This window comes from Rhodococcus sp. Eu-32 (assembly GCF_003336925.1).
Taxonomy (GTDB): Bacteria; Actinomycetota; Actinomycetes; order Mycobacteriales; family Mycobacteriaceae; genus Rhodococcoides; species Rhodococcoides kyotonensis_B.
The window spans coordinates 74,722-87,583 of record NZ_QGNK01000003.1 but is presented as its reverse complement, the minus strand read 5'-3'; the positions used below and the strand labels follow the sequence as shown (position 1 = coordinate 87,583).

Below are 12,862 nucleotides of genomic sequence, written 5' to 3'. Positions count from 1 at the left end.
GTCCATGATCAGCTGCTGACGTCGTTCAACGCCGACGTGATGGCGCGCGGGAGTTCGAGATCCTCGGCGACCAGTACGCCCGTCAGCTGCGCCAGATCGCGGGCGCCGACGATGGCGGCACTGACGCCGGGTCGATCACGCGCCCAGGCCAGCGACACCGCGAGAGGCGACGTGCCGAGTCCACTGGCCGCGGTGACGGTGGCGTCGACGACGTTGTCGGAAGTGTCGGTGAGATATGCGGCGATGGAGTGTGCGTGCAGGTCGTCGGCGCCGCGCGAGTCCGCAGGCGTGCCCTTGCGGTACTTGCCGGTCAGAACACCGCCCGCGAGCGGAACGGCCGCAAGGATGCCGACGCCGTGATGCACCGCCGCTGGAATCAGCTCGTCCTCGATGCCGCGTGCGAGCAGGGAGTACTCGGCCTGTGTCGCGACGATGCGGCCCGCTCCTGCCGCTCCCGCCGCCGTCGCGAGTTGCCACCCGAGGTGACCGCGCGCCCCGACGTAGCGCACCTTGCCGCTCGTCACCGCGTAGTCCAGTGTGGCCGCGATCTCGTCGACCGGTGTATTCGGATCCCAGGCCGCGACCTGCCACAGATCCAGGTAATCGGTGCCCAGTTCGCGCAGGGTTTCCTCCAACTGGCCCAACAGAGCGCGTCGCGAGCAGTCCACGCGGTGGGTGTCGCGCTGCGTCGACACGCCGGCAGCACCGCTGACGATCAGATCGCGGCGCGGGACGACGTCGTCGAGGACCTCGGCGAGAACTCGCTGTGCGCGGCCGTCACCGTAGGCCGGCGACGTGTCGACGAGAGTTCCACCGGCGTCCGCGAACGCGGACAGCTGAGCAGCGGCGTCGTCGCCGTCGGTGCCGCTGCCCCATCCGAGGGTGCCGAGTCCGAGTCTCGACACACGCAGCCCGCTGGAGCCGACAGATCTCTGCTTCATGACGTTCGACAGTTCCTCACTCGAGTGATTGCGGCACGGGGGCGCGCCGAGTCAGCAGAGTAGTGCGCGACGCGGGGCGGTGCGAGTGTCGCCCAGTGCGCATGTCGGTTGTTAGGTACGGTCAGCATCGTGAACATGCTCGCCGAATCCACAGCTCGGAGCCGTCCGAACGGACGCCGCATCACCGGACGGGGGCAGGTCCGATGATCGGTGAGTCCATGACCTGGTTGCAGGCGATCGTCCTCGGAGCGGTGCAGGGGCTCACCGAGTTCCTGCCGATCTCGTCGTCCGGTCACCTGCGCATCGTGTCCAGCGTCTTCTTCGGCGACGACGCGGGCGCGTCGTTCACCGCGGTGTCGCAGCTCGGCACCGAAGCCGCGGTGCTGCTGTTCTTCTGGCGCGACATCGTGCGCATCGTGAAAGCGTGGTTCGTCGGCCTCCGGGACAAGACTCAGCGCACCCTGGACTACCGCCTCGGCTGGTACGTGATCATCGCCACCATTCCGATCGGTGTGCTCGGGTTCTTGTTCAAGGACCAGATCCGTACCGGGGCTCGCAATCTCTGGCTGATCGCGACGATGCTGATCGTCTTCGCGATCGTCATCGCCGTCGCCGAATACGTCGGCACCAAGCGCAGGCCGATCGAGCAGATCACGACGCGCGACGGCCTGGTCATGGGACTGTCGCAGTGCCTCGCGTTGATTCCTGGTGTCTCTCGCTCGGGTGCCACGACGAGTGCGGGCCTCTTCATGGGCCTCGAACGCGAAGCGGCGGTGCGGTTCTCGTTCCTGCTCGCGATCCCCGCGGTCACCGCGTCCGGCCTGTTCTCGCTTCCCGACGCCTTCGCGCCGGCGGGCGAGGGTCTGAACGCGTCGGGACCGCAGTTGATCGTGGCGACGCTGGTGGCCTTCGGTCTCGGCTACGCGTCGATCGCATGGCTGCTGAAGTTCGTCGCGAACCACTCGCTGTACTGGTTCGTCGGCTACCGCATCGTGCTGGGTGTGGGAGTCATGGCGCTGCTGGCGACGGGCGTCGTCTCGGCGACCTGATGTGGGCCGGGAGTGGAGCCTGCAGAAACGACCTGATGTGGGCCGGGAGTGGAGCCTGCAGAAACGACCTGATGTGGGCCGGGAGTGGAGCCTGCAGAAAACGACCTGATTCAGTCTGCCTATTAGGCTGGCGTTCATGACGGTGATCTTGTTGCGCCACGGTAGGTCCACGTCGAACACGGCCGGAACGCTGGCGGGCCGGTCGGTGGGCGTCGGCCTGGACGACCGCGGGGTGGAGCAGGCTGCGTTCGTCGCCGAGCGGCTCGGTTCGCTCCCGGTGGAGGAGATCGTGCGTTCGCCGCTGCAGCGGTGCGAGCAGACCGTCGAACCGCTGGCTGCGAAGCGCGGGCTGACCCCGGTGGTCGAGGAGCGGCTGCTCGAGGTCGACTACGGGTCGTGGACCGGGCGGGCGATCAAGGAGTTGGTGAACGAGCCGCTCTGGAAGGTCGTGCAGCAACACCCGTCCGCCGCGATCTTCCCGGACGGCGAGGGTCTCGCGCACGTTCAGGCGAGAGCGGTCGCAGCGGTCCGTGAGCACGATGCACGACTCGCCGAGGAGTACGGGCGAGACGTGTTGTGGGTTGCCTGCACGCACGGCGACGTCATCAAGTCGGTGCTGGCGGACGCCCTCGGCTGCCACCTCGATTCCTTTCAGCGCATCGTCGCCGATCCGGCATCGGTGAGCGTCGTGAGGTACACCTCGACCAGGCCGTTCGTGCTGCGAACCAACGACACGGGGCTGGATCTGTCGGGGGTGGTTCCTGCCGTCGAGAAGGCGTCGTCCACGTCGTCCGGATCGGCGTCGGAATCGCAGACCGGGTCGGATTCCGACGCGGTGCCGGGCGGAGGTTCCGGAGCGTAGTCCGCTCGATAGCGGATAATGAAACAGTGCGGGGTCCGATAGGGCGGATCCCTTCGGTACGTTCTTTCGAGCTCGTACGCCATGAACCCAGGAGGTGCAATGCCACGCGCAATACATGTTTTCCGCACCCCTGATCGATTCGTCGCAGGAACCGTGGGTGAGCCCGGCGACCGATCGTTCTTCCTGCAAGCCGTACACGAGACGCGAGTCGTGTCGGTCGCTCTCGAGAAGCAGCAGGTTCAGGTACTCGCCGACCGTATGGGTCTGTTACTCGACGAGGTGCATCGTCGGTTCGGCGCGGACGTACCACCGGAGGAGACGACGGTGGGGGACACGAGTCCGCTGCTGACGCCGATCGATACCGAGTTCCGCGTCGGGACGATGGGTCTCGGCTGGGACGCGGACGCGAACGCCGTCGTCGTCGAGTTGTTGGCCATCAGCGAGACCGAGGTCGACGAGTCGGTCGTGCTCGACGATACCGACGAGGGTCCCGACGCCGTTCGGGTGTTCCTGACACCGATCCAGGCGCGTGAGTTCGCGCTGCGCTCGGAGAAGGTGATCGCCGCCGGACGGGCCCCGTGCCCGCTGTGCGGTCAGCCGCTGGCGCAGGACGGTCACACGTGTGTGCGATCCAACGGATACCGGCGTGACGCGACCTTCGGCTCCGCGACCGAACTGGGCGACGAACTTTGATCGAAGACAGGCCACCGTTCGCCGGGCGTGCCGTCATGGAAACCGGCGAACTGACCGTCGTCGGTCGGGTCGTGTCCGCGAGCAACGCGACGTTGGTGTGCGAGGCAACCCTCGACGGTGACGCTTCCGGCACGTCGACCGAATCCTCCGAGCCGGTGCGCTGCGTCTACAAGCCCATTCGCGGCGAGGTGCCGCTGTGGGATTTCCCGGACGGCACTCTCGCAGGCCGTGAGATCGCGTCGTACGAGATTTCCGACGCGCTCGGCTGGGGCGTCATCCCGACGACGATTCTGCGCGACGGGCCGTTCGGGCCCGGCATGGTGCAGCGCTGGATCGACACTCCCGAGCCGCACGGGGAGGACGGTACGCGCATCGACCTCGTCGACCTCTGTCCACCCGAACTCGTGCCGGAGGGGTGGATTCCGGTTCTGCAGGCGTACGACGGCGAGGGGCAGGAAGTCGCCCTCATCCACGCCGACGATCCACGTCTGCAGCGCATGGCCGTCCTCGACGTACTGCTCAACAACGCCGACCGTAAGGGCGGCCACGCGCTAGAGGGACTCGACGGCTACGTCTACGGCGTAGATCACGGCATCTGCCTGCACTCCGAGGACAAGCTGCGCACCGTGCTGTGGGGTTGGTCCGGCAGGGCGATCGACGACGCGTCGATGAGCGACATCGTCGAGTTCGTCGACACGTTCGCCGACGCCGTCGAACCGCGACTGCGCGGCCACATCACCGAACACGAGATCGATGCACTGCTCGCGCGAGCACGCGGACTGATCGCACGACCCGTCATGCCCGAGCCTCGGTCGAGTAGGCCGATACCGTGGCCCGCCTTCTGAGACGACTCCGATAGGCTCGTCTGCATGCAGTCTTGGTCCGACACAGCCGTTCCGTCGATCCCCGGTCAGGGGCCACCACTTCGGTTGTACGACACCGCGGACCGGCAAGTGCGACCGGTCACTCCGGGTCAGCAGGCGAAGATGTACGTCTGCGGAATCACCCCGTACGACGCGACGCATCTCGGTCATGCCGCAACGTATCTGACGTTCGACGTGGTGAACCGTCTGTGGCGCGACGCCGGACACGACGTGCATTACGTCCAGAACGTCACCGACGTCGACGATCCGCTCTTCGAGCGTGCGGACCGCGACGGTGAGGACTGGCGTGATCTGGGTGCCCGGGAGATCGCGCTGTTCCGCGAGGACATGGAGGCGCTGCGTGTACTGCCTCCCCGTGACTACATCGGTGCGGTCGAGTCGGTCGACGAGGTCGTCGAACTGGTCGAGAAGCTGCTCGCTTCGGGTGCGGCGTACGTCGTCGACGACGAGCAGTACCCGGACGTCTACTTCCGTGCCGACGCGACGCCGGAGTTCGGATACGAGTCCGGTTACGACCGCGCGACCATGGACAAGTTCTTCGCCGAGCGCGGGGGAGATCCCGATCGCGTCGGCAAGCGGGATTCGTTGGATGCGCTGCTGTGGCGTGCCGAGCGCCCCGGTGAGCCGTCGTGGCCGTCCCCGTTCGGTCCCGGTCGCCCCGGCTGGCACATCGAGTGTGCGGCAATCGCACTGAATCGCATCGGATCCGGTATCGACGTCCAGGGCGGCGGTAGCGACCTGATCTTCCCGCACCACGAGTTCTCGGCCGCGCACGCCGAGGCAACATCCGGCGACGGCCGTTTCGCGCGCCACTACGTGCACACCGGCATGATCGGTCTCGACGGCGAGAAGATGTCGAAAAGTCGCGGCAACCTCGTCTTCGTGTCGAAGCTGCGCGCGCAGGACGTGGATCCGGCGGCCATTCGTCTCGGTCTGCTGTCCGGGCACTACCGCCAGGATCGAGCGTGGACCGACGAGGTGTTGGAGCGTGCGCAGGAGCGTCTGGCGCTGTGGCGTCGTGCCGCGGCATTGGAATCTGCCGTCGGCGCCGACGACGTCGTCGCCCGACTGCGTCAGCACCTCGCCGACGACCTGGACACCCCCAAGGCGCTCGACGCGCTCGACGCATGGGCGAGTTTTGCTGTCGCACAGGGCGGTTCGGACACGTCGGCACCCGGTCTCTTCGCGGACGCCGTCGATGCGTTGCTCGGTGTGAATCTGCGCTGACCGACAAAGCACCTCGAACCCCGTGCGCTGGGTCGGCGCACGGGGTTCTCGGGCGTCAGCGAGCGAACTCGAGCCCGCCCTCGGCGCGTGTCGGGACCCGACGCGTCAGCGGGGAACCCAGTGCCGCAGCAAGATCGGTGCCGTCGTGCTCGGCGAAGAGTTCTCCGTTGTCCCACACCAGAAGTGCGGCGCTGACGGTGTTCTCGACAGACGAGTGTGCGAGATCGTAGTGCGCGCAGCCGGGCACATGGGAGTACGTGATCCACAGGTCGTACCCGGTCATGAACAGGTCGAGATCGAATTGCACACTGAGACCGAGCAATTCGCTTCGACCGTTGTCGTCGACGCCGGCGAACGCCTCGTCGAGCGCGAGCAGTCGCGGCGAATGCGGGTCGGCCGACGACAGCATGACGTGGGCAGCGGCGAACAACGGCAGGTGCAGCGACACCGACTGCTCACCGCCGGACAGTGCACTGTGACGGGCCACCGTCAGACGGTCTTCCGTCCCGTCGCCGCGGATCAACGAGAACGAGAACACGCGCCAACGTCGATAGTCGAGCGTCGTAGCGAGAATCTCCGGATAGGATCGTTCGGGGTGCGCGGCACGTGCGATCCGGATCTCCGACGCGAAATGGGCACGCATCGTCGCGAGATCGTCCGCATTCAGTGCCGACGCGTCGCGGTCGAGCAGCTTCGAGATCGCCCGGGCGCCGTCGTCGAGATTGTCGGCCAGTACCCAGTGCACGCCGATCGTGTTGCCCGACGACATCTTTCGCTGCTTCATCTCGGTCGACATCTGCGCGATCAGCTCGCGGGCGTCGACGGTCCGTTCGTGGATCTGCTGCGCCAATCCGGTGAGAAGAGCATCCTCGAGGATTCGTCGCTCGTGCTCGGTGAGCAGCAGCTCCTGGTTCGACCGTGCATCGGCGATGCGTTCGGCGAATTCGCCGACCGACGAGTACCCCTGCTCGTCCTGGACGCGGACGACGGTCAAGCCGTCCGGCGCGTCCCACTGCAGTCGGTAGTCCTGGCCGGATCCGGCGAGTTGCGAATCGAACTCCTGTAAAGCCCCGGTCAGCGCGGTCCGCGTGCTCTTGCGGTACGAATCGCTCGCCTTCACCGACGAGGTCGCTGCGTCGAGAGCCCGATGCATCTCGTGCAGGACCGGTGGCAGAACCTGGATCTCCTCGTCCGGGCCGGAGGCGTGCTGGATGCGGTACAGAATCTGATCGACGGTGAGCCACGCCGAGTCGCTGGCCGGCCACGCATAGACCTCGTCCACGCCGAGGATCGTGAGCAGATCTTTGCGTGCGTAGGGTGCGAGACGGTTTGCGTCGCCGAGAGTTTCGGTCAGTGCTGCCCGCAAGCTCTCCTGGGCGGTGTTGCACGCGCCCTCGGCCTTGCCGATCGCCTCACCTGCCTCCTTGTCGGCCTTGCGGGCAGCGCGCTGTTCCACTTTGCACTTCTCGATACGCTCGCGCGCCTGCTCGAGATCGGCGTCGATCTGGTCGGCGGTGGCACCGAGATTCTCACGCAGAAGCTCGAGACGCTGTACCTGCTGGTGATGGTTCTCCTCGGCGATCGCCGCTTCCTCGGCGAGTTCCTCGGCGAGACCCGTTGCTTCTTCCAGACGGTTCTGCGCTTCCTGCTGGCGTTCGGCTTCGCGCACGTTGTCGCCGCGTCGGCGTAGGACGAGCGCACCTTGGTTCTCGAAATGCCGAATCGCCGCGGCGAGCGAGTCCACGTCCCGAGCGGTGTGCGGGGTGCGGTGCGCGACGGCGGTGGTTCGCAGATGCTTCTCGCGGGCGGACAGTTCGGCGATCGCCTGGTCGAGTTCGCGGTCGGCCGCCGTCGACGCCGCCTGTGACGTGCGCAGCGCACCGGCAGCTTCGGTGACGGACTTCTGCGCCTTGGCGATGGCGGCCACTCTCGGCAGTTTCTTGGCGGCCGTGGCCAAGTCTCGGAGGAGTTCACCGGCCGCGCGCTCGGTGTCCTGGGCTGCGGTCAGCGCGGCCTCGGTGGACACGATCGACCCGTCGAGCTCGGCGATACGAGCGGCGCGACGCCGTGCGCGTGCTGTGGCTCCGATGTACTCCGCGTCGCTCTTGACGTGACGGCCCTGCTGTACGCCCTGCCAGAACCGGCCGTCGACGCCGACGGACACCGCCGAGTTCTCGGACGCGCCGTCGCGGCGGAGGGCGACCGACTCCAGAATCGCGCGGACCACCCCTTCGGGAACATTTGTATTCGGCTCCACCTCGAGAACGTCCGCCAGCGTCGAACCACGCGGGCGGTCGGTCTCGGGTATCGCGACCAGGAACTGGTCGGATTCGAGCGACGTCGGCGCGTCCGACGCCGAGACCCACCCGTCGAGCAGGTTCGCCGCCTGCAGCGCCGCTTCCACGCCCGCCGCATCGGCTGGGTCGACCCCGTCGGCGAACCGGACGAGTTGCCACAGCGGTGCGCCGACGAGACCGTCGCGTGAGCTGATGCGGGCCGCGAACGGCGGGGGAGCGTCGTCGTGCTCCGCGCTGATCGTGTCTCGCTCGGATCGCATGGACACCAGTTCCTCCGACAGCGCTGTCGCTGTCATCGATGCCTGCGCCCGTCGTGCACGCACCGACTCCAGACCGTCCACCGACGCGTCGGAGAGCACGGCGTCGAGGCTCGGTGCGTCGTCTTCACCGATGTGTGGCACAGCGGCGTCGAGCTGTTCGAACGCCGTGACACCGATGTCGGCCGACGCGTACAGCGTCGAGTGCTCCGACCACCACGAGCGAAGTCCCGACGCGAACTGGGCCCGTGCCAGTTCGACGGCGGCTTCGGCCTCGGTGACGGCAGCGCGGGCCGCGTCGAGAAGTTCGCGAGCCCGGGAACTGCTCTTGTCGGCCCGTGCCCGTTCGGTCGCCGCCTTCTCGACGGTACTCAGCGCCTCGCGCACAGCGCGGACGTCGCCGTCACGTTCCTCGGCGTGGCCACGAAGTGCGGTGGTGAACTGGTCGCTACGCGAACCCGACGGCAACGGCGTCCACACGATGCCCGCGTCTTCGGCTGCCGCCTGAAGGTCGTCCTCCGCCCGACCGAGTGCTGCGACGGAGTCGCGCAGCGCTGCCTCTGCTCGGGTCGCGTCCGCGGACCGTTTCTCGAGTTCGGCTTGCGCGCCTCGTGCACGATCGGTCTGGGTCTTCGCGGACACCGCGAGCTTCTCGGCGGACTCGGCGAGATCGTCCAACTGCTGCTTGCCTTCGTAGGCGCTCGAGCGCTGCAACGTCTCGCGGTCGGCGACAGCTTGGTCCAGTGCACGCTCGGCGTCGTCGAACCGCTTCTCGGCCGCCTCGCGCTCGCCGAGGCGTCGTTCCTTCAGCGCTGCGGCAGCGAAGTGTGCCGTCGTCGCGTGCGTAACGGCTTCGAGGCGGCGCGTCACCGTCTCGATGTCCGAACGTGCTTGCACACGAAGGTATTTGGAGTAGACGGAGACGAAGCTCTTCGCGGCTCGATCGGCTTGGGCGAGCCCTTCGAGGGCGCGGCCGACCTCTTCCATGTCACTGAACGATCGTGCGGCTTCGAGAACGAGTTGTTCGTCGAGCGGACGCAGACCGTCGGTCAGCGCTTGCGACAGGCCCTTCGGGTCGAGGTTCTTCGCGAGCTGGGGCCGACGTAGCGTGAGGATCAGGTTGATCAGCTGGTCGTAGCGTTGCGCGCCCAGTCCGAACATGCGGGCGTCGATCGCAGCGCGGTAGTCCACCGGGCGATCGGTCAGCGCATCGGTGCCCAGCTGTTCGGCGAGCTGCTTCTTGGTCAGCGGGCGATCGTCGGAACCGATCAGCGAGAAGTCGACGCCCACACGGCCGTCCGCGACGAAGTACCACCGCGTGACCTTGTCGTTCGACTTGGTGGCGCGCATGCCGATGCCGACGGTCACCGACTCGGGATCGTCCGTCGAACCGCGCCCGAACTCCATCCAGACGTACGAGTGCGCACTCTCCTGTCCGCGGTACAGGAGGTTGGACTTCATCGTGCGTTCCTCACCGGCGAACGGATTCAGCCTGCGCGGTTCGATACGTCCGTCGAGCACGAACGGGAAGAGCACCTCGAGTGCCTTGGTCTTCCCCGAACCGTTCGGTCCGCGCAACACCAGTCGCCCGTCGGCGAAGGAGAACTCTTGGTCGCGGTAGTCCCACAGGTTGATGATGCCCGCGCGGGTGGGGCGGAAGCGCTGTGTGTGTGCTGTCATCTAGTGCGCCTCGGTTTCTGCTGAGTTCGAGTTGTCGAAGAGGGAGTCCTGGGGCGTGCGCTCGCGCACGTTGACCATGACGTCGCGGTAGCGGGCGATCGCGGGGAGCACGAGCACTCCGCCGGACACGCTGCGCACCAAGCGAAGTCGGTCGAGCATCGCGATCGCGCGTTCACGCAGTCCATCGGGGTCCGCCTGCCATTGCGCGGCGAACGTCTTCCCGAAGCGTTCGATCAGATCGGCGACAACGCTTGCGAGCCAGCTGTTCTCGAGGAACGGGTAGGTCGAGGCCTCCGTGTCGTCCTTCGAAGCCAGTGTCGCGGAACCGAATTCGGCAAGATCGTCGAAGATGCCGCCACCGGGGATCGCGGCGTCGAGGCGGTCGATCAGATCCGAGTCGTCCGGCATCGTGTGCGTGGCCAACTCGTCGGCGTCCGGATCGACGACCCGATCCGACATCTCGCCCGCAAGCAGCAACGCGACCTGGGCGATGGTGCCGGTACTCGGAAACCGTATGTCCGACAACCGTCCTGACGTGTCGATCAATGCGACGCCCTCGGCGCGCCGTTCAGACACCAACCCGGTGAGCAATTCGACGTCGGCGACGGTCCGGTCGGCTGCGAGCGCCGAACGCTCGTCACGATCCAGGTCGTCGAAATAGACGACGGGCCGTTCCACCAGCAACCGTCGCACCTGTCGAATGGTCTCCTTCGGATCGGAGCGGACCGGGGTGTCGTCGTCCTCCATCGTGACGACGTCCGACCCCGCCAGCAGGCCGGTTACCGATCGGAGGTGCTGAATCGCACGCGGGGGCCGGAACATGGCGACGACGACGGACCGCTCGATGTCGTAGAGCGCCTCACCGGATGCAGGGTTGTTCGCCCAACCGCCTGCATCGCCGTCGGCGAGCGAGATCGCGCCGCGAGTACCGAGCCAGCCCACGGCGTCGACGAACGCGTCGCGGTCCGAGGCGCGGTCGGTTGCCAGTTCGACGCCGTCGACCTGAGCTGCTTCTCCGGCAACGTGATCGGCCAATTCGGACAACGTGATCTGGTTTCCCGCTCGACCGAGAGCTGCCAGCGCCAGTGCCAGGTACGCGTACCGTCGCCGATCGAACACGCGGTCCGACGCCGTGCGCGCCGGCTGAGTCGGGTCGAGCGCGTCGAGCACGGGAAACAGCCGGGCGGTGGTTTCGGTGACCTCGAGTCGATACCCGAAGAGTTCGAGCAGGTCCTCGCGCAGTTCGGTCGCCCAGCGTCGGAGTAGAGGGAGGGCGATCCGGTCGGGAAAGGTCGTCGTCACGAGGTGGTTGGCGAGCGCGACCCGCGCTGCACGCTGATAGGAATCGAGTGCGAGAGTGGGGATGTCGCGTGCTCTCATCGACGCGTCACCTCTGCGACGTCGAGCGTGAGTCGGTCGAGATGCAGTCTGCCCCTTGCTGTTCGGACGACAGTGGACGTCGGGCTGTCGCTCAGCGTCAGCTTGACGCCGCTGTCGGACCCCGTGGATCCCGACGTTCGACCGCTGACCTTCACGCGTGCGGTCAGGGCGGCATTGAGCAAGCTCAACAAGACCTCGGTTTCCTCCTCGTCGAGAGTGCGTTCGAAGACACCTGCCGTCGCCAGCGACTGCGCCGCGACGCTGCGTGAGCGCTGGGCTTCCAGTTGGCGCTCGCGGAGGCGTCGAATACTGCCGTCGTTGCGTTGCAACCGGCCGGGGACGCCGGGCGACGGCGTCCTGCCGGTTTCGGCTAGCGTCCGGGAGATCTCGACGGGGGGAGCATCCCACCAGCTTCGCGACGTCGGGATGATGTCCGCATCGGGATGCACCATCGACAGGTGTCGGGGGCGTCCGAGCCCGAACACCGCATGGAACAGCGCGTGCGCACTGTCCTCGGTCGGGCTGTTGGCGAACCACCCGGCAAGGTGACGTAGCTGGCTCTCGCGGCTGACGCCGCCCTTCCGTGTCTCGGTGACGCGGCGCAGAAGCGACAGAACTGCCGCGATGGCGCTCATCGTGCCCTCACGCAGTCGTTCGGATTCGCTGAGCTGGGATTCCGCCGCGACGAACCAGTGCGACAGGCCGGACCACCGGGCACGCCAGTCGGCGCGGCGTTCGTCGACCGTCAGGAACACTCGCTCGTCGCTGACCGCAGCACGGTCGATCAACGCGTCGATGCCGGTGGCCTCGACGACGCCGATCGCCTCGGCCAACTTGGGTGCGTAGCGCGTCAGGTCGGAGCTGAACTCACGCATGTGGGTCAGCAGCGCATCCTTGTGCACCAGGAAGGACTCGGGGGTGATTTCGGTGGTGCGCACCAGGTCACCGAGCACGAGGTAGAAGTGGGCGGCACGCGTCGCCATCTCCGACAGAGTCGAGTCGAGCCGTGACAGCTTGCGGTAGATCAGATCGCCGTCGGCCTGACGGTTCGCGTCGGCGAGTTCGTGCATGTCGGCCAGGAGTTCGGGGAGCACGAGCCGCGAGAGCGACGCGTCGTCCAGGCGGGCGCCCAGCACGTCCTCGACGGCACGGAACGCCTTGTAGCCGGCCTGACTGAACTGATAGACGAAGTGGCGGTTGCGGTACTCGGCGAGCGTTGCGGCGCGTGAGCCGTCGTAGCTGCGTTCGAGGAGGTCCCAGGAATGCAGCTGTTCGAGCAACGGCCCGATTTCCGACGCGCTCAGCTGCGCATCGTCCGGCGCATTCCTGGCCAGGGTGTCGGCGATGTCGGCGGCGTGCAGGAGAACGACGTAGTTGGCACGGGCGATGTCGAACGCGCGCAGCACCCAGAGGTACTCGTGCCGCTTCTCTGCCACGGTGAACGCGAACAGTTTGAGGCGATCTTCCTGCAGAAACGTCGCCGCGCCCATCGCACGTGCGTTGTCGTCACCCGAATCGCTCACTGGAACAGGGTAGGGGGTGCGCGTGTGGGAGCGAAAACACGTGACGTTCGTTCTCGTGCAATCAGCTGC

The 12,862-nt window shown here is 66.9% G+C and carries 9 protein-coding genes; 5 read left to right on the top strand and 4 right to left on the bottom strand.

What is annotated here, in order from left to right; genetic code table 11:
- Positions 1-8 precede the first annotated feature (8 nt).
- Positions 9-941, bottom strand: a complete 933-nt coding sequence (locus DK926_RS05495; protein WP_114329482.1) for an aldo/keto reductase — start codon at positions 939-941, stop codon at positions 9-11.
- Between the two features lie 206 nt (positions 942-1,147).
- On the opposite strand from DK926_RS05495, the gene DK926_RS05490 reads away from it, so the two are divergent.
- The 5 genes from DK926_RS05490 to mshC all read left to right on the top strand — a co-directional run bounded on the left by DK926_RS05490 (position 1,148) and on the right by mshC (position 5,656).
- Positions 1,148-1,990 carry an undecaprenyl-diphosphate phosphatase gene (locus tag DK926_RS05490; RefSeq protein WP_174551413.1) on the top strand — a complete coding sequence of 281 codons (843 nt, stop codon included), beginning with the start codon at positions 1,148-1,150 and terminating at the stop codon, positions 1,988-1,990.
- A gap of 136 nt (positions 1,991-2,126) precedes the next feature.
- On the top strand, positions 2,127-2,852 hold the full coding sequence (locus DK926_RS05485; RefSeq protein WP_114329480.1) for a histidine phosphatase family protein: 726 nt from the start codon (positions 2,127-2,129) through the stop codon (positions 2,850-2,852).
- A 99-nt stretch (positions 2,853-2,951) separates the two neighbouring features.
- On the top strand, positions 2,952-3,545 hold the full coding sequence (locus tag DK926_RS05480; RefSeq protein ID WP_068424165.1) for a DUF3090 domain-containing protein: 594 nt from the start codon (positions 2,952-2,954) through the stop codon (positions 3,543-3,545).
- A 35-nt stretch (positions 3,546-3,580) separates the two neighbouring features.
- Positions 3,581-4,390, top strand: coding sequence for an SCO1664 family protein (locus tag DK926_RS05475; RefSeq protein WP_068424163.1), 810 nt, complete (start codon positions 3,581-3,583; stop codon positions 4,388-4,390).
- A gap of 24 nt (positions 4,391-4,414) precedes the next feature.
- Complete coding sequence (gene mshC, locus DK926_RS05470) at positions 4,415-5,656, top strand: cysteine--1-D-myo-inosityl 2-amino-2-deoxy-alpha-D-glucopyranoside ligase (RefSeq protein ID WP_068424161.1); 1,242 nt, start codon at positions 4,415-4,417, stop codon at positions 5,654-5,656.
- Between the two features lie 55 nt (positions 5,657-5,711).
- Here mshC and DK926_RS05465 read toward each other — a convergent pair whose 3' ends face one another.
- From DK926_RS05465 to DK926_RS05455, 3 genes are read right to left on the bottom strand one after another with little or no spacing between them, the layout of a single operon-like run.
- Positions 5,712-9,890, bottom strand: a complete 4,179-nt coding sequence (locus tag DK926_RS05465) for a TIGR02680 family protein (protein ID WP_114329479.1) — start codon at positions 9,888-9,890, stop codon at positions 5,712-5,714.
- A complete protein-coding gene (locus tag DK926_RS05460) occupies positions 9,891-11,270 on the bottom strand; it encodes a TIGR02678 family protein (RefSeq protein ID WP_114329477.1) in 1,380 nt (459 codons plus the stop codon). It lies immediately after the preceding gene.
- Positions 11,267-12,760, bottom strand: a complete 1,494-nt coding sequence (locus DK926_RS05455) for a TIGR02677 family protein (protein ID WP_114329707.1) — start codon at positions 12,758-12,760, stop codon at positions 11,267-11,269. Before DK926_RS05455 ends, DK926_RS05460 begins: the two co-directional genes overlap by 4 nt.
- Positions 12,761-12,862 lie beyond the last annotated feature (102 nt).

Excerpts from the sequence above, each read along its gene's own strand:
- DK926_RS05480 (WP_068424165.1), top strand. The coding sequence starts at position 2,952 with ATGCCACGCGCAATACATGTTTTCCGCACCCCTGATCGATTCGTCGCA.
- DK926_RS05485 (WP_114329480.1), top strand. The coding sequence starts at position 2,127 with ATGACGGTGATCTTGTTGCGCCACGGTAGGTCCACGTCGAACACGGCC.
- DK926_RS05455 (WP_114329707.1), bottom strand. The coding sequence starts at position 12,760 with ATGGGCGCGGCGACGTTTCTGCAGGAAGATCGCCTCAAACTGTTCGCG.
- DK926_RS05495 (WP_114329482.1), bottom strand. The coding sequence starts at position 941 with ATGAAGCAGAGATCTGTCGGCTCCAGCGGGCTGCGTGTGTCGAGACTC.
- DK926_RS05475 (WP_068424163.1), top strand. The coding sequence starts at position 3,581 with ATGGAAACCGGCGAACTGACCGTCGTCGGTCGGGTCGTGTCCGCGAGC.
- mshC (WP_068424161.1), top strand. The coding sequence starts at position 4,415 with ATGCAGTCTTGGTCCGACACAGCCGTTCCGTCGATCCCCGGTCAGGGG.
- DK926_RS05460 (WP_114329477.1), bottom strand. The coding sequence starts at position 11,270 with ATGAGAGCACGCGACATCCCCACTCTCGCACTCGATTCCTATCAGCGT.
- DK926_RS05465 (WP_114329479.1), bottom strand. The coding sequence starts at position 9,890 with ATGACAGCACACACACAGCGCTTCCGCCCCACCCGCGCGGGCATCATC.